At 55.5% G+C, this 19,520-nt stretch carries 18 protein-coding genes and 4 tRNA genes; 16 read left to right on the top strand and 6 right to left on the bottom strand.

Annotated elements, in window-relative coordinates; translation table 11 throughout:
- Nucleotide 1: 1 nt before the first annotated feature.
- From Y5S_RS05580 to Y5S_RS05570, 3 genes are read right to left on the bottom strand one after another with little or no spacing between them, the layout of a single operon-like run.
- Nucleotides 2-304 (bottom strand): hypothetical protein, encoded by a 303-nt coding sequence (locus tag Y5S_RS05580; protein WP_035231108.1) that lies wholly within the window; start codon nucleotides 302-304, stop codon nucleotides 2-4.
- Complete coding sequence (gene tusD / locus Y5S_RS05575) at nucleotides 297-668, bottom strand: sulfurtransferase complex subunit TusD (RefSeq protein WP_035231106.1); 372 nt, start codon at nucleotides 666-668, stop codon at nucleotides 297-299. The genes Y5S_RS05580 and tusD overlap by 8 nt, the downstream gene beginning before the upstream one ends.
- A complete protein-coding gene (locus Y5S_RS05570) occupies nucleotides 668-1,351 on the bottom strand; it encodes a Bax inhibitor-1/YccA family protein (RefSeq protein WP_035231105.1) in 684 nt (227 codons plus the stop codon). The genes tusD and Y5S_RS05570 overlap by 1 nt, the downstream gene beginning before the upstream one ends.
- A gap of 205 nt (nucleotides 1,352-1,556) precedes the next feature.
- Between Y5S_RS05570 and Y5S_RS05565 the strand changes: the two genes are divergently transcribed.
- Entirely contained in the window at nucleotides 1,557-2,231 is a 675-nt protein-coding gene (locus Y5S_RS05565; RefSeq protein ID WP_156107596.1) for a hypothetical protein, read from the top strand.
- A 96-nt stretch (nucleotides 2,232-2,327) separates the two neighbouring features.
- Nucleotides 2,328-2,415, top strand: a tRNA-Ser gene (locus Y5S_RS05560).
- A 77-nt stretch (nucleotides 2,416-2,492) separates the two neighbouring features.
- Here the strand turns inward: Y5S_RS05560 and Y5S_RS05555 are convergent.
- From Y5S_RS05555 to Y5S_RS05545, 3 genes are read right to left on the bottom strand one after another with little or no spacing between them, the layout of a single operon-like run.
- The gene (locus Y5S_RS05555; RefSeq protein ID WP_035231100.1) at nucleotides 2,493-3,515 is read right to left on the bottom strand and encodes an ArsA family ATPase; all 1,023 of its coding nucleotides are present in this window, start codon (nucleotides 3,513-3,515) and stop codon (nucleotides 2,493-2,495) included.
- Nucleotides 3,515-3,784 (bottom strand): cory-CC-star protein, encoded by a 270-nt coding sequence (locus Y5S_RS05550; RefSeq protein ID WP_035231097.1) that lies wholly within the window; start codon nucleotides 3,782-3,784, stop codon nucleotides 3,515-3,517. Before Y5S_RS05550 ends, Y5S_RS05555 begins: the two co-directional genes overlap by 1 nt.
- Nucleotides 3,784-5,457, bottom strand: coding sequence for a carbon starvation CstA family protein (locus Y5S_RS05545; protein ID WP_035231094.1), 1,674 nt, complete (start codon nucleotides 5,455-5,457; stop codon nucleotides 3,784-3,786). The genes Y5S_RS05550 and Y5S_RS05545 overlap by 1 nt, the downstream gene beginning before the upstream one ends.
- A 222-nt stretch (nucleotides 5,458-5,679) precedes the next feature.
- Between Y5S_RS05545 and uvrY the strand changes: the two genes are divergently transcribed.
- The 14 genes from uvrY (at nucleotide 5,680) to gspG (ending at nucleotide 19,518) form a co-directional block, all read left to right on the top strand.
- On the top strand, nucleotides 5,680-6,336 hold the full coding sequence (gene uvrY / locus Y5S_RS05540) for a UvrY/SirA/GacA family response regulator transcription factor (protein ID WP_035231092.1): 657 nt from the start codon (nucleotides 5,680-5,682) through the stop codon (nucleotides 6,334-6,336).
- Between the two features lie 73 nt (nucleotides 6,337-6,409).
- A complete protein-coding gene (uvrC, locus tag Y5S_RS05535) occupies nucleotides 6,410-8,233 on the top strand; it encodes an excinuclease ABC subunit UvrC (protein ID WP_156107594.1) in 1,824 nt (607 codons plus the stop codon).
- Between the two features lie 136 nt (nucleotides 8,234-8,369).
- Nucleotides 8,370-8,975: a CDP-diacylglycerol--glycerol-3-phosphate 3-phosphatidyltransferase gene (gene pgsA, locus Y5S_RS05530; protein WP_081939680.1), complete on the top strand. Its 606-nt coding sequence runs from the start codon at nucleotides 8,370-8,372 to the stop codon at nucleotides 8,973-8,975.
- 101 nt (nucleotides 8,976-9,076) lie between these two features.
- Nucleotides 9,077-9,152: transfer RNA gene (locus Y5S_RS05525), tRNA-Gly, on the top strand.
- Between the two features lie 51 nt (nucleotides 9,153-9,203).
- Nucleotides 9,204-9,277 (top strand) — tRNA-Cys (locus Y5S_RS05520).
- A 22-nt stretch (nucleotides 9,278-9,299) separates the two neighbouring features.
- Nucleotides 9,300-9,385 (top strand) — tRNA-Leu (locus tag Y5S_RS05515).
- A 182-nt stretch (nucleotides 9,386-9,567) separates the two neighbouring features.
- Nucleotides 9,568-13,239, top strand: coding sequence for a response regulator (locus Y5S_RS05510; RefSeq protein ID WP_035231091.1), 3,672 nt, complete (start codon nucleotides 9,568-9,570; stop codon nucleotides 13,237-13,239).
- Between the two features lie 17 nt (nucleotides 13,240-13,256).
- Complete coding sequence (locus tag Y5S_RS05505) at nucleotides 13,257-14,117, top strand: CheR family methyltransferase (RefSeq protein WP_035231089.1); 861 nt, start codon at nucleotides 13,257-13,259, stop codon at nucleotides 14,115-14,117.
- Nucleotides 14,118-14,137: 20 nt separating this feature from the next.
- Nucleotides 14,138-14,620, top strand: a complete 483-nt coding sequence (locus Y5S_RS05500) for a response regulator (protein ID WP_035231088.1) — start codon at nucleotides 14,138-14,140, stop codon at nucleotides 14,618-14,620.
- A gap of 32 nt (nucleotides 14,621-14,652) precedes the next feature.
- The gene (locus tag Y5S_RS05495; protein ID WP_052041434.1) at nucleotides 14,653-15,201 is read left to right on the top strand and encodes a chemotaxis protein CheB; all 549 of its coding nucleotides are present in this window, start codon (nucleotides 14,653-14,655) and stop codon (nucleotides 15,199-15,201) included.
- 4 nt (nucleotides 15,202-15,205) lie between these two features.
- On the top strand, nucleotides 15,206-16,342 hold the full coding sequence (locus tag Y5S_RS05490) for a response regulator (RefSeq protein WP_035231084.1): 1,137 nt from the start codon (nucleotides 15,206-15,208) through the stop codon (nucleotides 16,340-16,342).
- Between the two features lie 2 nt (nucleotides 16,343-16,344).
- Complete coding sequence (gspE, locus tag Y5S_RS05485; RefSeq protein WP_052041418.1) at nucleotides 16,345-17,847, top strand: type II secretion system ATPase GspE; 1,503 nt, start codon at nucleotides 16,345-16,347, stop codon at nucleotides 17,845-17,847.
- Nucleotides 17,848-17,861: 14 nt separating this feature from the next.
- Entirely contained in the window at nucleotides 17,862-19,082 is a 1,221-nt protein-coding gene (gene gspF / locus Y5S_RS05480; protein WP_035231082.1) for a type II secretion system inner membrane protein GspF, read from the top strand.
- Nucleotide 19,083: 1 nt separating this feature from the next.
- On the top strand, nucleotides 19,084-19,518 hold the full coding sequence (gene gspG / locus Y5S_RS05475; protein WP_035231080.1) for a type II secretion system major pseudopilin GspG: 435 nt from the start codon (nucleotides 19,084-19,086) through the stop codon (nucleotides 19,516-19,518).
- Nucleotides 19,519-19,520: the final 2 nt, after the last annotated feature.

Genomic DNA, 19,520 nt, shown 5'->3' with positions numbered 1-19,520 from the left:
GTTAGAACACCAGGACTTGTTTGCAGTCGTCACGAAGGCGCTTGAGGTCGTGAGCGCTGAGGCTCTCTACCGGTATGCCGGATCCTTGGGCGGTGTCACTGGCGACACATCGAACCCCGAAGTCTGCCAGCTGATGCAGAGCAGCATTGTCCGGCATTGCCGACAAGGCCGCGAGGCAGCCATCAGTTAGCCACAGGGTGGTGGGTAAACCAAAGGCGGCACCGGTCATCAGCATGTCCAGCATTTCCTGAAAGCGGTCACTGAACGGGGCGGCGGCGCTGGCGATATAGAGCTGATTAGCCAAACTGCAGTACTCGTTCAGCGTTGATCATGGCGTCGGCCCATTGGCCAAGTCCGACCAGTACAAAGCCGTCTGCCAGTGTTTGGCCGTGCTCATCGGACACGATGCCACGGCGCTGGGCCGCGCCGACACAGACTTCAGCCGAAACGCCACTTTCCTTGATCCATTGCTGCCACTGCTGAGCAGCATTGGCGTTGTCGCCATCCCCGCGCCAGGCATGACAATTGGCCAGATGCACGGCATCGGCGTAGAGAAAGAGACGGTAGAAATGATGATCGGGGTGGGTGTGTAGCGCTTTGGCGGTGTGCAGGGCGGTCAAGGCGGCGGGGGAATCCGCCGCCGCGTTGACCAGAAGGGCAAACTGCATTAATCGTCGCCGCCAAGGGCAGTGAGAATGCTCAGCAGAGACATAAACAGATTATAGAGGGACACAAACAGGGTCACGGTGGCAATGATGTAGTTGGTTTCACCGCCGTGGATGATAGCGCTGGTCTGCCACATGATCAGCAGGGAAGACAGCAGCACGAAAGCAGCGGAAACCGCCAGACTCAGAGCCGGGATACCAAAGAAGATGTTAGCGAGGCTGGCAACGAAAGCCACCAGAATGCCGATCATGATGAAGTTGGTCAGGAAGCTGAAATCCTTGCGGGTCACCAGCGCAATGGCTGACATGGCAACAAAGATGAAGGCGGTGCCGCCGAGAGCGGTGGTGACAATCTCCATACCACCCGGAATCTGAGCGTACATATTGATGATTGGGCCAGTGGTGAAGCCCAGCCAGCCGGTCAGACCGAACACGGCAAGAATGCCCCAGGCGCTGTTACGCAGCATGTTGGTAGCAAACAACAGCCCAAAGTACACGCCAATAGTGACCCATACATTGATAAAGCCAATGTTGCTGGACATGGCAAACCACGAGGCACCTGTGGCCACGATGAGTGACAGCCCCAGCAGCATGTAGGTGTTTTTGAGTACCTGAGCCGCACGTTCTCCCGTGACGGCCATGCCGTGCTGCTGAGGAGTAGAGTAGGGGTTGGTCGGGTTATTCATAATCTGGATCATCCTTGTGAATGGTACCTGTGATGATAAGGGCGCGGGGCGCAAAATCAAGGGAAACCGGATTCTCTAAGCTACTGTTTTTTATAGCGGTAAGCTATTTTTCGCGCGGTTGAGTGAAATTCGGGCTTTGTGAACCGAATCTCGGGACCTGACGGCGAATTTTCATACTATATTCGTAGTTTGGGGGAGGTTCACATTGACTATGACAACACTATCCATTGCACCCCGTGAAGAGCAGATAGAACTCCAGGGCGTCCCTGCGGCGCTTGATCAGGCCCAACTGGTGGCCGTACCGGACCAAAGCGACAGAAAAGTGGAGCTGGTGTTCACACCGAAATCAGGTGTCGCCTGCAGCCTTTCGCTTTTTAATGGCAGGTTTGTTGAATATCGCCGTGTGGCCCGACGTAAAGGCGCTGCAGTGGTATTCAATCTGGCTTTTGTTGATCCGAAGCCGGCCCATGATGTGGAGCTTGCCCTCCCTTATTGGGCCTCTGCTGTGCTCGGCGGAGTGGCGATTCTGGCAGGGGCTTATCTGCAACTGTGGCCGGTGGCTGCCGGTGGCGCTATCTGGACTGCACTCTCTATGGTTGTTGCTCGCCGCAAGCAACGAAACCGCTGGATCTTTTATAGCAGGCACGGCCGCATTGCCTTGTTTGAGCTGCGCCAATGCCGGGCAGATGCGGAGCGACTGCAAAAATTGATTGGCATCCTGGCCAAGCGAGGCCAGCAAGCCTGGAATCATTTGCCGGCAGGGCGCGAGCGTCTGGCGGTGGAAGTGGCAGAGCATCGCCGCCTTCAAAGCAGCGGAGCGATCAGCAAGGAGCGTTACGAGCGCGCCAAGCGCCGAATTTTTGGCCAATACAAGGCGTAACACGGGTTAGCTGGTCAACTTTCCAACAGTTGTCGATCGCCAAGGGTTGTGGTCGTTGACTGACAAACGGGCTCATGTATTATTGCTGGCCAGTCTGGAGGGGTGGCAGAGTGGCCGAATGCACCGGTCTTGAAAACCGGCGACGGGAGACCGTCCGTGGGTTCAAATCCCACCCCCTCCGCCAAATAAAAAGCCCGCGCTCGATGAGCGCGGGCTTTTTTATTGTCGTTTCTTGGCCGGTCCCGTAAGCAATGCGCGCGCTCACATGTCCTGGCTCAGCATCCCGGAAAACTTTCGGATCGCGTTAAGGCCCTGAACGTCATCTTCTTGAAGAGTGATTTGCAGGGTCGCGAGTTTGCTGAATTGTTGGCTAATGTCGTCCAGATGGCGTTGCTGGGTAGCAAGTCTGGCTGCAAAGAAGGCGCCTTCGACGTTATCTGGCAGAACCCGGTTGATGACGATGCCTGCAACGGGAATGCCGGATTCCTGCAAGCTGTCCACTGCGCGGCGAGTTTCCAGGATGGGGAGTTTTTCCGGGGTCATCACGAAGATGAAGCCGGTAGTATGTGGGTCAGAGAGTTGTCGGCGGGCGCGGTGAAACAGGCGCTGTCGGGCCAGCAGGGTGTCGGCAATCTGCTGGCTGCGTGGGTCCAGGTTCTGATTGGCGTGCTGGTTGGGATCCTGTAGTGGGCTGTCCAGATCCTTGCCGGGGCTGAGGTGGTCCAGCACCTTGCCAAGCTGCTTGGCCTTGTGATTGTGTCTGAGTAATCCGTTGGTCCAGGCGGCCATGACTTCCGGGAGACTGAGAAGGCGCAGTGTATGGCCGGTAGGCGCGGTATCGAAAACCACCAGGTCGTAATCCTGACTGCTGTCATCGATGATCTGTGACAATCGCTCAAGCAGGGCAGCTTCCTGGGCTCCGGGGGACTGACGACTGAGTCGCAGCTGTTTCTCAAGTTCCCTGAATTGGTCTGGCCTGGCAAAGCGGCGCATCTGTGCGCTTACCTTGTCCAGATAGCGCTCAACTTCCTCATCCGGATCCAGCTCCAGCGCATACAAATTCTCTGTCATGCAGGTGATAGCGTTGCCAATCGGCTGGGCAAAGGCATCACCAAGGCTGTGTGCCGGGTCGGTGGAGACCAGCAGCACCTTGCGTCCGGCATCGGCAGCGCGACAGGCAACAGCGGCTGCGGTGGTGGTTTTCCCTACGCCCCCTTTGCCTCCCACCATCAATAGCCTGCGGTGCTGAATCAGATCATCGATGTTCAGTGTCGTGTCGGTCATCAGCAGCAACGAAAGTGGTCCAGTGGCGAACGCTCCATGCCCATGCGGGTATGCCATTCGTGGAAGCGATCCATTAGCAAAGGTTGCAGCTCCAGAGTGCTCCATGCAGCCGGGTTGGGAATGCCCATCATTTCCGAAAATACCAGCAACATGAACAGGTCTTCCTCGTCCCGTTTGGCGCGGGCAATGGCTGCGCGGTAGGGTGCGTTGTAGTACTGGTTGCCCAGCTCGTTGAGCCGCCGCAGCGCGCCCATGATCCGGTTGCCCATCAGGATTGCTCCACGGGTTCGGCGAAGGCGCGCTTGAGGGCGGCAGCGCATTCCAGAGTGACCAGTAAGGCGGCGACCAGTACCACCAGATCCAGCCCCAGCAGGAACCAGTCCTGCTTGTCATAGAAATTCTTGAGCTGCAGCAAAAGTGCGATCAGTGTCATGGCCAGCAAGAAGACCAGTGGGCCAAGGGTGTAAATGGCGGGTCGACCGCGACGGACCAGCATAATGGTGATCACCAGCAGGGTGAGGCCTGCCAGCAGTTGGTTAGTGGTGCCGAATAACGGCCAGATTAGCAAGCCTCCGCTGCCGTCAGCTCCGCCCGCGCCAAAGGCCAGCAGCAGACAGCTGACCACGGAGAGCAGGGTGGCGGGAAGGGGGCGAGTCATCCATTTTTGCTGATAGATTTCCCCCCATTCCTGGAATATATAACGCTGCAGTCGAAGCCCTGTATCCATAGTGGTGCCGGCAAACAGCGCCGCCATCACGGTTAGCAGCGTCGCGGCGACGCTGATATCGAGCCCCAGGCCACCGGCAAGAATACTGGCTCCCCCATCGACGAAGGCGGTGAGGCTGCCCTTGCCAAAGGCAGTGTAAACAGCCTGCCAGTCCGCCAGCGTGGCGAAACCCGCTGTAGCAGCAATAATCGCCGCGAGGGCCAAAGACCCTTCGCCGACTGCGCCAAAGTAGCCGACGAAGCGGGCATCGGTTTCCTTGTCCAGTTGCTTGGAACTGGTGCCTGAGGCGACCAGGCCATGGAAGCCAGAGATGGCACCGCAGGCAATAGTCACGAACAGCAGAGGAATGAGAGAAGGCGTCCCCGCCGGGACGTCAACGTTAATCATGGGGGCGACTACGGTGGGGTTGCCAATCAAGACCGCGCCGTAGAGCAGAATCAGGCCGACAAACAACTGCAGACCATTTATGTAATCGCGGGGTTGCAGCAGCATCCATACAGGCAGCAGGGAGGCAATGGCTGCGTAAGCGAAAAGCAGCAGAATCCAACTGGCATTGGCCGATAACCCCATAACCTCAGAAGGCAGCGCTACGGGCACCTGAGGGCCAACATAGATCAGTGCATAGAGGGCAACGACACCGACCACCGAAACGACACCCAGGCCGATCAGGCGTCGGTAAATCAATTGTCCGATTATCAGGGCGACTGCAATGGCTCCCCAAACCGGCACTACTGCACCGGGGTTGTTGATCAGCAGTTTGGCGATGACTACACCAAACACTGCGTTGACCATGAGCAGCACAAGGAAGATGACGATCATGAAGATGGTGCGGGCGCGGGCACCAACCACTTCACCGGTCAAGGCACCAACGGATTTGGCCCGGTTGCGGACACTGGCCCAGAGCGCGCCGCTGTCGTGAACGCCAGCAAAGAAGATAGTGCCCAGTACTACCCAGATAAAGGCAGGAAGCCAGCCCCAAATGACGGCAATGGCTGGGCCAACAATGGGCGCTGCGCCAGCCACGGAGGTGAAATGGTGCCCCCACAACACATAGCGATTGGTCGGGACGAAATCGACACCATCTTCATATTCGTGGGCCGGGGTTCTGAAATTCGGGTCCAGTTTGAAGATGCGATTGGCGATGAACCGGGAGTAGAATAAATAACCGGCGGCCATTCCGCCCAGCCCCAGCAGGAGCAAAATAATTGCGCTCATGGAAGTTGCCCTTGGCTCATGTTCCTGATTGGCTTTGCTCTAAAGAACCAGTCTCTCACGACTGACTCGCTGGTCAACGCGACCAAAGGCTAATATACAGTTTGTGTATGGGTGACAGCGATCAACGTTTGCCGAAAATGTGCTATGAAACAACAAGGGTAGTGCGTATGGTTGCCGGTTTGTTATGTACGGCGGGTAATGGAACTACCCGGAGGTAAAAGAATGATCAAAGTATTGGTAGTGGATGACCATGATCTGGTCAGAACCGGCATTGCGCGAATGCTGGGTGAAGTTGAAGGCATCAAGGTGGTAGGGGAGGCTTGCTCAGGGGAAGAGGCTATCCAGCAAACCCGCGAGCACTCACCGGATGTGGTTCTCATGGACATCAAGATGCCGGGCATAGGTGGCCTGGAAGCGACCCGCAAGCTGCTGAGAGTGGACGATGCTCTAAGGGTTATCGCGGTGACCATGTGTGAAGAAGAGCCTTTTCCTTCGCGCCTGATGAAAGCCGGTGCCGCAGGCTATATGACCAAGGGGGCGGATCTTGAGGAAATGGTTCGTGCCATCAAGATTGTGACCACCGGGCAGCGTTATATCAGCCCTGAAATCGCTCAGGCCATGGCCCTCAAACCTTATGTGGGCGAAGAGGCAAACCTCCTCGATATGCTGTCTGAGCGTGAACTGCAGATCATGATGATGATCGTCAACTGCCACAAGGTGCAGGATGTGGCTGACAAGCTTTGTCTCTCTCCGAAAACCGTCAACACCTATCGCTACCGTATATTCGACAAGCTGGGCGTTTCCAGCGATGTAGAAATGGCATTGCTGGCTGTCAGGCATGGCATGCTTGACGCTGTGGATCAGCCTTTGCCTGGCTAAAGTATTTCCTCCCCTCAAGGGAATGTCGCCGCGTGCACTGATATACTTGTCAGGTAACGCCGGAGACATTTCCTTGCCAGATTTCGACCCCAAACATTTTCTTGACCACTGCGCCCGTAAACCGGGTGTCTATCGCATGCTGAACGCGGACGGCGATGTCCTTTATGTCGGCAAGGCGCGTAATCTTCAGGCTCGGCTGAGCAGCTATTTCCAGAAAAATGTCGCCAGTGTGAAAACCCGTGCCCTGGTGGCACGGATTGCTGATGTGCAGACCACGGTGACAAGCAGCGAAGCGGAAGCCTTGCTGCTTGAGCAATCTTTGATCAAGAGCCTGCGCCCCCCCTATAACATCCTGCTCAGGGATGACAAAAGTTACCCCTATATTCGGCTCACAACGTCGGATCGTTACCCCCGCATCACCTTTCATCGTGGCACCCGACGCAAAGGCAGCCACTACTTCGGCCCTTACCCTAGTGGCGGGGCAGTGCGTGAAGCGATTTCACTGGTGGAAAAGGTGTTCCAGGTTCGTAACTGCAGTGACAGCTATTTTCGTAACCGTACGCGCCCCTGCCTGCAACATCAGATTCAGCGCTGTACGGCGCCTTGTGTTGGGCTGGTTTCCGAGCAGGACTACGCCCAGCAGGTCCGGCTGGCAACCGACTTTCTCGATGGCCGTAGCCGTGATGTGGTTGAGCACTTAAGCCAGAAGATGGAGCAGGCGGCAGAGTCTCTCGCTTTCGAAGAGGCCGCCCTGCTCAGGGACAAGCTGGCTGCGATCCAGGCGGTCCAGCAGAAGCAATACGCAGAAACCGGGCAGGGGGATCTGGATGTGGTTGCGGTTGAAGGTCGCCATGGCCTGGCCGTGGTGGATGTACTAATGATTCGCGGGGGGCGAATTCTGGGTCACCGTACGTTCAGTCCGCAAACACGGGGTGAAGAAGATCTTGCTGAAATCCTTGAGGCCTTTGCTGGACAGTACTATCTGGGGGACCGGGAAGACCCGGTGAATCCGCCAGAGATTTTGTTGAGTCACGAAGTAGCTGGCATGGCAACCCTGCAGCAGGCGTTAGCGACGCAGTGGAATAAAAAAGTCAGGCTGGCTACCCGGGTGCGGGGCGACAGGGCGGCCTGGTTAAACATGGCGAGAACCAATGCCTCTCAATCGCTGGCCACAGAGCTGGCGGCACGGGAGCATCTTGAGCAGCGTTTTCTTGCCCTGGAAGCTTTGCTTGGCTCAGACAAACCAGTGCGCTGGATCGAGTGTTTTGATATCAGCCATACCCAGGGTGAAAAAGCGGTAGCCTCCTGCGTGGTGTTTGATCAGCAGGGGGCAAGAAAGCCGGATTATCGCCATTTCAACGTTAGTCCTCCACAGGCAGGGGATGACTACGCCGCGCTGGAGGAAGCCATTCGCCGTCGTTATCAGCGGGTCCTGAATGAGGGTAGCCGGTTGCCAGATCTGTTGTTGATTGATGGTGGCAAGGGGCAACTGCAACGAGGCTGGGATGTGATGGGTGAGCTTGGTCTGCAGGGGCGTATGGAAGTCATGGGGATTGGCAAGGGGCCAAGTCGCCGCCCGGGGTTTGAAGTGTTGTATCTGCCGGATGGCCGGGAGCTGACACCGGGGCCTGCCCATTCGGCATTGCACCTTTTACAGCAGGTACGTGATGAAGCGCATCGCTTTGCGCTGACCGGGCACAGGGCAAGAAGAGGAAAGGCTCGCAAAACCTCATCGCTGGACGAAATTCCCGGTATCGGGCCGAAGAGGCGCAAGGCGCTACTGACGCACTTTGGTGGTCTGAAGCAGCTGCGCAACGCCTCCCTGGAAGAGCTGGCGAGAGTGCCGGGCATTAATGCGCAGATGGCCGAGACCGTTTACGACTGGTTCCACAATTAAGGTGTGCCGTGAGCGGCTGTGAGACAGACATTTTTACATCTCGAGCGGCATGACATGACAAACAAGAGCAAAATCGACCATGAGTCCCGGTCCGGTTTTCGCTATACTGTCCGCTTAACTAACGAGCGGTAGTGTTATGCAGAAGAATCACCCGGTACTGAATTTGCCCAATATCCTGACTCTGATACGAGTGGTGGCAATTCCTGTACTGGTGCTGGTCTTCTATCTGCCATTCAAGTGGAGCGGTGTTTGTGCTGCGGCGCTGTTCCTGGCTGCTGGCATCACCGACTGGCTGGATGGCTATCTGGCACGCAAGCTCAATCAGACCAGTCCGTTCGGGGCATTTCTGGATCCGGTTGCTGACAAGTTGATCGTCGGTGTGGCACTGGTGATGCTGGTTCAGGTGCACGCCACAGCCTGGTTGGCGGTGCCCGCCATGGTGATTGTTTCCAGAGAAATCACGGTCTCGGCACTGCGCGAGTGGATGGCAGAGCTGGGGCAGCGTGCGAAGGTGGCGGTCAGCCAGCTTGGCAAGATCAAGACCACCACCCAGATGACGGCGATTACCTTGTTGCTGGCGCAAAAGCCGGATTTTGATATGGCAGGCGATATCGTCATGACCCAGTGGTTGTGGCTCAGTTATGGCCTGCTGTACCTGGCGACAGGGCTGACGTTGTGGTCAATGATGTCCTATCTGCGAGCAGCGGCCCCGCAATTGCTCAAAAGTCAGTCAAAGTCCTGAAATATCAGAAAAAATACCCTGCTGCGGGTTGACACCCGGAGGGTGATGGGTAGAATTCTTTCCCGCAACGGAGCACAGTAATCGGGTGTTTCGGCAAAAAAGCGGGAATAGCTCAGTTGGTAGAGCACGACCTTGCCAAGGTCGGGGACGCGAGTTCGAATCTCGTTTCCCGCTCCAGATTCCAAAAAACCTCGGTCTGGCCGAGGTTTTTTCTTGGTACCAGTAAAAGGCGCGGTGGCAGAGTGGTTATGCAGCGGACTGCAACTCCGTGTACGCCGGTTCGATTCCGACCCGCGCCTCCAATTACCGACCCGCACGGTCACCGCCCGGGTGGCGAAATTGGTAGACGCAACGGACTTAAAATCCGTTGACCTTTGGTCGTGCGGGTTCAAGTCCCGCCCCGGGCACCATTAATTCCTCCCTTTATCTGTTTTCTGGTTATCAAAATCCAGCCAAATCAATAGGATGGTAAATCCTGTTAAGGCTGTTTATTGCCGTTCTGCCTGCCTTTCTGGTAGCCTCACACTTTAGTCTTAGCCCGTTTCTCCGGGCATCAGAACAACAAGGCCGGGAAGGCTCGAGGGGCAACAGAATGAACTGGTTTCAGAACCTGTCTGTCAGGTTGAAGATTCTGTCAGTGGCAGGTCTTGGCATTGTGCTTTTTGTGGTCTACGCGGCCTATAGCTACTACATCGCCGAAACGAACATTCACCATCTGGAACGGATTGAAGATCAGGACTTTCCTGTTCTTGAGTTGGTGAACGCGAATAACGTGGACTTCATCGCCATTGGCGAATCGTTCATTGCCGCCATTACCCAGGCAGACCCGGACCTGTTGCAGGAAGCGCTGGATCGCTCAGAAAAATTTGAGCAAAGGCTCGATCAGATTCGGCAGACGGATCCTGAGCTTTCCGAAAGTGTTGGCGAATTGAAGAAAAGCTTTGCCAACTATATTTACGCCGCCGATACCCTGGCGCGCAGCCTGATAGATGATTCCTCTGCCAGTGAAGACATTTATCAGCGCATCACTCGTGTTCGAGAGCTCCAGAACACCTATGAAACCAACCAGAAAGCATTTGAAACCCAGCGATACGAAGCGTTTCGGGAAACCCTGAACAAGAGTCGGGGGGATAATCAGGGCACCCAGAAAATTGGCTTGTTCCTTGGGCTGGTAGCATTCTCTGCATTGGCGATGATCGCACTGCGGGTAACTCGCGCCATCACCTTGCCTTTGGAAGGGGCGGTAACAGCAGCAGATAACATCGCTGATGGAAAATGGGACACCCAGATCGTCTCCACTGGCCGTGATGAGACCGGGCAGTTGCTCCATGCGATCCGGAAAATGCGGGACGCTCTGGTGCGACGGCATCAGGAAGACCGTCGTCAGGAAACGGTCAAGAATCATCTGGCCGAGCTGAACAACCGCATGCGCGGTGAACTGAGCTACGAGCAACTTGGCAATAACATGCTGAGCTTCCTGGTGCCGGTCCTTGAGGCACAGGTGGGAGCCTTTTACAGCTTTAACCCGGAGAGCCAGCGCCTGAGCCTGAGTAGCTCTTATGCCATGCAGCGCCGCAAGCATCTGGGTAATGATTTTGCATTGGGCGAATCGCTTGTAGGGCAGTGTGCGCTGGAGCGCAAGACCATCCTGCTGGAGACAGTACCCGAGGGGTATATCAGCATCAGCTCTGGCACCGGTGCCAGTGAAGCTCGCAATGTGATTGTGATGCCGGTCATTCACGAGGAAGAGCTGAAAGGCGTTCTTGAGATTGGTGCTTTCCGCCAGTTCAGTGATGATGACCTGGCCTTCCTTGAGCAGTGTTCCGATGTGATCGCTATTTCCGTCAGTAGCGCCCTGAGTCGGATGCGCCTGGCGAAAATGCTGGAGCAGACCCGTGAACAGGCGGTTGAGCTTGAGAAGCAGAAAGAAGAAATGGCTCAGGTCAACAATGACCTGGAAGAGCAGGCCATGGAACTGTCGGCCTCTGAATCTCGCCTGCAGCAACAGCAGGAAGAGCTAAAGGCCATTAACGAAGAGCTTGAGTCTCAAACCCAGGCTCTGCGAGCTTCTGAAGAAAGCCTGCAGGCGCAGCAGGAAGAACTGCGGGTGACCAATGAAGAGCTGGAAGCCCAGGCGCGACTGCTGACAGAGCAAAAAACCGAGATGGCGCAGAAGAATGATGAGCTTGAGCTTCTGCATCATGAGCTGGAAGACAAGATTCGCGAGCTTGAGATGTCTTCCAAATACAAGTCAGAGTTTCTGTCTACCATGAGTCATGAGCTGCGTACGCCGCTCAATTCCATCCTGATTCTTTCTAATGCCCTAGGTCAGAACAAGCGCGGGAATCTGGAAGACAAGCAGGTCGAGCATGCGCAGGTTATCCATTCCGCGGGCTCTGATCTGCTCAGTCTGATTAACGACATCCTCGATATTTCCAAGATCGAGGAAGGCAAAATGGATGTGGTCATCGATGATCTCTCCCCAGTGGAGTTAGGCGATCATTTCCGCAGGCACTTTGCTCATGTGGCAGAGAACCGTGGTCTCGATTTCCACGTTAACGTGGGCGAGGGTGTACCAGAGCATTTTTATACTGACCGGCAGCGGCTTGAGCAGATCATCAAGAACCTGCTTTCCAATGCGCTCAAGTTTACTGAACAGGGCTCGGTAACCCTTGCTATCGAACGTCCTGAGGCCAGTGATCCCTTGCCGCGCCACCTGACGGCCGAGAAAGCGGTCAAATTGTCGGTTACCGATACCGGCGCGGGCATTCCCGCCGAGAAACAGAAGCTGATCTTTGAGGCCTTCCAACAGGCAGATGGCACCACCAGCCGTAAATATGGTGGTACTGGCTTGGGCCTGACCATTTCCCGGGAACTGGCACGTCTTCTTGGTGGTGAAATCGGTCTCCATAGTGATGGGGAAGGTCAGGGGTCGACTTTCACGCTGTACCTGCCGGAAGGTTCTGCGGATTCACTGGATGTGGTTGAGCAATCGGGTCTCCACGAAGCCGATATTGGTTCCAATGCTGAAGCGCATACTGCGGCCATGGTGCCGGAACAGGCTGGGGACGATGATTTTGTCGTTCGCGAAAAAACGGTTCTGATCGTCGAAGATGATGAAGAATTCGCGGGCGTGCTCATGGAACTTGCAGCGGATTACGGGCTGGAAGGCCATATCTGCCACGATGGAGAGGCAGGCCTGGAATACGCCAGCCATTATCGACCCAGTGCCATTATCCTGGATATTGGCTTGCCCGGCATTGATGGCTGGGAAGTCATGGAAAAGCTGAAAGCGGACCCGCGCACCAAGGATATTCCGGTGCACTTCCTCTCCGGCCGTGATGAGCGCAAGAAAGCGCTGGATCTTGGCGCGCTTGATTTGCTTACCAAGCCGGTCAACCAGGAGGATATCCTGTCGGCATTCGCGAAGATTGAGGGGGCCATCGAGACCAATGTACGGCGCTTGCTGGTTGTGGAAGATAGCGAGATCCAGCACGAAAGTATTCGCGAGTTGTTTGACCAGAAAGGGGTGGAAATCACTGCCGCTACCAGTGGTGAAGAAGCCTTGGAGGCTCTGCGAACCACGGTCTTCGATTGCATGATTCTGGACCTGACACTGCCGGACATGAGTGGCTTTGAGCTGCTTGAAATCATCAATAACGGTGATGATTACGATAGTGTTCCCGTGGTTATCTATACCGGCAAGGACCTGACCCGGGAAGAAGAGGCCAAGCTGCGCAAGTACGCTGACCGCATTATCCTCAAGACTGAGCGGTCTCATGAGCGCCTGTTGAACGAGGCTTCCTTGTTCCTGCATTGGCTGGAATCCACATTGCCCAGCAATCGCAACGCGCCCCAGGAAACCTCCATTGAGCACCGGGACGATATCTTTGAAGGAAAGCAGTTGCTGCTGGTCGATGACGATATGCGCAACATCTATGCGCTATCTGCCCAGCTTGAAGAGCTCGGGTTTGAAATTACCATTGCCAACAACGGCAAAGAGGCGTTGGTTGCGCTGGATGAGAACCCGGCCATGGATATTGTCCTGATGGATATCATGATGCCTGAAATGGATGGCTACGAGGCGATGGGACTGATTCGTGAACAGAGCCGCTTCAAGAAGCTGCCGATGTTGGCGTTGACGGCCAAGGCCATGAAGGATGATCGGGCCAAATGTATTGACGCAGGGGCTAACGACTACTGTTCAAAGCCCATTGATATGGCCAAGCTGACATCCCTGTTGCGTGTCTGGCTGCATAAATAAGCGCCCTGGAGAAGGTAATGGCGGACTCATTTCCGATTGATGATGATGAGATCGATGTCGAAGACATCGAGATCCGCTTGTTGCTGGAGGCGATTTTCCAGATGTACGGCTATGACTTCCGGTCCTACAGCAAGGCTTCAATACGCCGCAGGATCATGCATCGCCTCGGCATGTCAGGTTTTTCCAGCATTATGGAAATGACCGACAAGGTGCTACGTGATCGCAGGTTCTTCGTTACCCTGCTTAACGATCTCACCGTCAATGTGACTGAGATGTACCGGGACCCGGAGTTTTACCGGGCGTTTCGGGAAGAGGTCATCCCTGTTCTCAAGACCTTCCCGTTCATCAAGATCTGGCACGCCGGTTGTTCTACAGGTGAAGAGATTTATTCCATGGCCATCCTTCTTGAGGAGGAGGGTCTGTATGACCGCGCCATGATCTATGCCACAGACATTGACAAGAATGTCCTTGCTGCAGCGAAGAAAGGAATTTACTCCATCGAGGCGGTCAAACAGTATGGCGATAACTATCGTCGTGCGGGGGGCAGACACTCCCTGTCTGACTATTTCACTGCGCGCTATGACAGTGTGATTATGGATCAGCGGCTGAAACGCAATATTGTGTTTGCAGACCACGATCTGGCCACCGATCAGGTATTTGGTGAAATGCACGTTATCCTGTGCAGGAATGTGCTTATTTATTTCGACCGGGCCCTGCAGGAGCGCGTCATCCGTCTGTTTGTGGACAGCCTGGATATGGGTGGTTACCTGTGTCTTGGCACCAAGGAAAGTCTGAAATTCACGGGTCAGGAAGAGGCCTTTGAAATGATTAACCCGTCGCTGAGAATCTTCCGTAAGCGACAGATTCGTCATTCCTGACGTTTGATTAGAGAAATTTGATGATTGAGCAGAAGCTGCTGTTAGTCGACGATCAACCTGCAAATCTGGTATCGCTGGAGGCGGTGCTGGAGGGGGAGGGGCGTACACTGATCAAGGCTCACTCCGGGCAGGAGGCGCTGAAGGTGTTGCTCAAGGAAGACATCGCCCTGGTATTGCTGGATGTGCAGATGCCGGGTATGGATGGCTTCGAGGTCGCAGAACTGATGCGACAGCGCAAGGACACACAGACAATCCCGATTATTTTCGTAACAGCGATCAGCAAGGAAAAGAAATACGTATTCAAGGGCTATCAGGCAGGTGCAGTAGATTATCTGTTCAAACCGCTTGATCCGCTCATCCTTAAAAGTAAAGTGGACTTCTTCCTCGGCCTGGACCGTCAGCGCCGCGAATTGCAGGAAAAGCTCAAGCAGGCGCAGGCTCATCGCGCGGCTTATGAAGCTGGCAAGGCAAGCCGCGATGGAGGTGAAGGCAGCAATTCGTGAGGGAAAACATGGGGCCAGTGAAGGCTGTTGTCATGGGTGCATCCTGGGGTGGGTTGAATGCCTACACTCAGGTTCTGGCGGCGTTGCCCGCCAGTTTTCCTGCGGCAATCCTGCTGGTTCAGCATCAACATGCCAGTTCCGAGAATCGGCTACCCTGGCTGTTGGGGCGCTATTGTGATTTGCCGGTGATTGCACCGGAAGACAAGGAGCCCATTCTGCCGGGGCATGTTTACGTAGCTCCACCGGGTTACCACATGCTGGTTGATCAGGATGAGACCATTGCTTTTTCAGTTGGCAAGCAAGTGCACTTTTCGCGGCCATCAGTAGATGAGTTGTTTTTCTCTGCCGGGGTGGTTTATGGCGACCGTTTGGCCGCAGTGATCCTCACCGGAGCCAATGACGATGGTGCGGCAGGAATAGAGTATATACACCGGCGGGGAGGCTTTACGATTGCGCAGTCTCCAGTCAGTTCGGAAGCACCAACAATGCCCGAAGCGGCAATAAAAACAGGTGCGGTTTCCAGGGTGCTTGATCTTGAAAAGATAGGCCCTTATTTGGCGGAAAGGTTGCAGGGTAGTTAATGCAATGAAGCAAAATATTTTGGTTGTGGATGACCACAAGGAAAACCTGATTGCTCTTGAGGCAATTCTGGAAGGGGATGGCCGCAACCTCGTCATGGCCCAATCTGGCAATGAAGCGTTGAATCTAGCCCTCAAGCACGATTTCGCGCTGGTGCTGCTGGATGTCCAGATGCCCGAGATGGATGGGTTCGAAGTGGCCGAGTTGATGCGCAAGAATAAAAAGACGCGCAGTATTCCTATCATTTTCGTAACTGCAATTTCCAAAGAACAGAAGTACGTATTCCGTGGCTATGAATGCGGTGCGGTTGACTATCTGTTCAAACCGATCGATCAAAAAATTCTTGAGGCAAAGGTAAGCGTGTTCCTTGAACTGGATCTGCAACGGCGGAAGCTGCAGCAGGCCGTTATCCAGATGAAGCGCCTCAAGGACGAAAACGAACGTTTGCTACATGCCCTTGGTGAGGCGCTGGTGGGTGCGGATGCCAGGGGGCAAATCACTTTTTGTAATGAAGCGGCGTGTGCCTTGATTAATCGGGATCGTGACAATCTGGTTGGTCAAGATTTATCCAGCCTGCTGTTTAACGATGATGCGGGCAAGAAGCGCTGGGAGTGGAAAGACAATCCGTTGCGACTGGCCTGCGAGAAAGGGGAGAGCTGGAAGAATGAGCACCCCCTCTATGCCGAGGATGGTAACGGGCTGGTCTCCCTGGCCCTGCGCGCCAATGCCATTACCGATGATGATGGCAACTTTAACGGCGTTGTGGTGGTGGTGCGCCAGGCGGAAGATGAAAACGATGTGCGTGATAGCCGCAAGGATCACCGTAGACACCCTCGCAAGAAACTATTTCGGGAAATGGTGGTGTTTGACCGCAGTACCGGTGGTAATGTGGGCCGCCTGATGAATCTGAGCCCGGATGGCTTCAAGCTGTTTTCCCGCCGTGATATTGAGCCCGGGCAGCGCTTGCACCTTGGGATGGTGCTGCCGGACCAGATTGCTGGCGTTAACACAATCAGCTTTGATGCCAAGTCCATCTGGTGTGAGAATCTGGATGCACCCGGCGAGTTTCAAGTTGGATTCCAGTTTGTGAACCTGAGCGGTGTGACCAAGCAAGTGATTGAAAATCTGATGGATAAGTACTGAACATGACGGATCATGCGGAACACAGCGACATTCAGGCATTAGCCCCGTATTTATTGCCTTACGGCTTTGCCCGTCGCTTTGGTGTGCTTCTGCGTGAGCGGGATGGCAACCGCGAGCTGTGCTACCGGGATGACGTTCCTGTCTCCGCGCTGGGTGAAGTGCAACGCAAAATCGGTGCCTTGCCCAAGTTGGTGGCCCTGGATGAGGCCAGCTTTACCGCTGCCATGGCCCTGGCCTACGAACAGCAGCGAGGAGCGGCTGCGGAAGCTGCAGATGACCTGGAAGGGCTGGATCTGGCCAGCCTTGCTGATTCGCTGCCGGAAACCTCGGATCTGTTGGAGCAGGAAGATGATGCGCCCATCATCCGATTGATCAATGCCCTGCTGCAGGAGGCGATTCGTGAAGATGCCTCTGACATCCATATTGAAACCTTTGAGCGCAAACTGGTTGTTCGCCTGCGGGTGGACGGCGTGTTGCGTGAAATCCTGGCCCCCAAAAGGGAATTGGCACCGTTGCTGGTTTCCCGTATCAAGGTAATGGCGAGGCTGGATATCGCTGAGAAGCGGATCCCTCAGGATGGCCGAATCTCACTGCGGATTGGCGGGCGTGACGTGGATGTGCGTGTCTCTACGATGCCTTCCAGCAATGGTGAGCGTGTGGTGCTGCGTTTGCTGGACAAGCAGGCAGGGCGCCTTGATCTGGCACACCTGGGCATGGAAGAACAGAACGACAAGATCATGCGTGAGCTGATCAGCAAGCCCCACGGCATTATTCTTGTGACTGGTCCCACTGGCTCGGGTAAAACGACCACGCTGTATGCGTCACTGACTGAGCTGAACGACAGTTCCCGCAACATCCTCACAGTGGAAGATCCCATCGAATACCAGTTGGAGGGGATTGGCCAGACCCAGGTGAACAGCAAGGTGGACATGACGTTTGCCCGTGGGCTCAGGGCCATCCTCCGGCAGGATCCTGATGTGGTCATGGTGGGGGAGATCCGGGATCTGGAAACCGCAGAAATTGCAGTGCAGGCTTCCCTGACCGGTCACTTGGTGCTCTCGACCTTGCATACCAATACCGCCGTTGGTGCGGTGACGCGTCTTCAGGATATGGGCATCGAACCGTTCCTGCTTTCCAGTTCTCTGCTGGGAGCGCTGGCGCAGCGCCTTGTGCGGGTACTTTGCGATGACTGCAAGACGCCCTATGAAGCGACTCCAGGGGAGCTTCGCATGATGGGGCTACCGGAAGACCAACCACATACCCTGTATCATCCCAATGGCTGCGAACACTGTAACAATCAGGGTTATCGTGGCCGAACGGGCATCTATGAACTGGTGCTGATTGATGAAGCCATGCGTCAGTTGATCCACGATCAGGCTGGCGAATTGGCATTGACTCGCCATGCGCGCACCATGACTGGCAGCATCCGGGAGGATGGTTGGCGCAAGGTATTGGCCGGCCAGACCAGCGTTGAAGAAGTGCTGCGCGTGACCCGCGAAGACTGACAGGATTAGCGCGCATGCCCGCATTTGAGTACCGCTCCCTCGACCATAAGGGAAAAATTCGTAAAGGGACGCTTGAGGCAGACAGCGCTCGCCAGGTTCGCCAGCAACTGCGCGAAAAGGGTTGGGTCCCGATCGAGGTCAACGAAACCCGGGACACCGATTCAGCGTCCGGGATGAACCTGTTTTCCTCATCGGGGAAGCTCAAGGGGGCAGAGCAGGCGCTGGTCACCCGTCAGCTTGCCACCTTGCTCAAGTCTGGTTTGCCGGTCGAGCAGGCGTTGTCGGCGGTGTCCAAGCAGGCTGCAAATGACCGTATAGAGCGTATTATGCTTGCCGTGAGGGCTAGGGTCCGTGAGGGCTACAGTCTCGCCAAGAGCTTTGAATCCTTCCCGCGCGCCTTCCCTGAAATGTACCGGGCCACTGTGTCAGCGGGTGAGCAGAGCGGCCACCTTGAGCAGGTATTGGAGCAGTTGGCGGACTATCTTGAAACCCGCCACGATACCGGGCGTTCCGTCGCACAGGCGATGATCTATCCCGCCTTTATCATGGTCTTCGCCTCCGTGGTTATCATGTTGATGATGACTTTCGTTGTGCCCAAACTGGTGGCGGTTTTTGAGGGCCGGAATCAGGTTTTGCCGCTGCTCACCCGAATTGTCATGACCTTGAGTGACTTTACTCGTGACTGGGGTTGGTTGTTGGTTCTGCTGGTGGTGGCTGGAGGGGTGGGCTTCTCCAGGGCAATGCAGAACCCGGGATTCCGTATGCGCGTGCATCGCCGTCTCGCCAGCATGCCGCTGGTGGGCACCATGCTTCGGGCGTCTGATAGTGCCCGGCTGGCCAGTACGCTGGGTATTCTTGGGCGCTCCGGCGTGCCCTTGGTGGATGCCCTGTTCATCGCCGCTCAAGTGGTGGGCAATCTGGCGATTCGCGAGGCAGTGAAACAGGCCGCGGTAAAGGTAAGAGAAGGGGGCGGGCTTAGTCGGGCGTTGGATGCGAGTGGCTATTTCCCCCCCATGTTGGTGCAAATGATCGCCAGTGGTGAGGCCAGTGGCGAGCTGGATCACATGCTGACTCGGGCTGCCGATTACCAGGAACGTGAGCTTACCAGCACGGTCAATACAATGGTGGGCCTGCTGGGGCCGATCATGCTGCTGGTGATGGCCGGGATGGTGGTCATGATCGTACTCTCGGTGATGATGCCGATCATGCAAATGAATAACCTGCTAGGTGGATAACATGAAAACCCTAAAACGACAAAAGGCCGTGTCCGGCTTTACCCTCCTCGAAATCATGGTGGTGGTTGCCATCATTGGATTGCTTGCTGCGGTGATCGTGCCGAACGTGATTGGTCAGGGTGAGGCAGCGAAAGTGGATCTGACCAAGGCCAATATGGGCAAGATCGTGCAGCAGCTCGATCTCTACAAGTTCAATAACGGCAGTTACCCGACCACCGAGGAAGGTTTGAATGGCCTGGTTGAGCGTCCGGCGTCTGCTCGCAAGTGGCCTGACGGCGGCTATCTGCCCAAGGTGCCGCAAGATCCCTGGAACAATGATTACATATATCTGAGCCCTGGCGTGGATGGCCCGTTTGATCTGCTCTCTCTGGGCGCAGATGGTGCCGAAGGTGGTGAGGGCAACGACGCTGACATCAACTGGCGTGACGTGCAGTAATC

The organism is Alcanivorax nanhaiticus (assembly GCF_000756665.1).
Taxonomy (GTDB): domain Bacteria; phylum Pseudomonadota; class Gammaproteobacteria; order Pseudomonadales; family Alcanivoracaceae; genus Alcanivorax; species Alcanivorax nanhaiticus.
The sequence above is the reverse complement of the archived record's forward strand: the minus strand, read 5'-3'. Positions and strand labels throughout refer to the sequence as shown.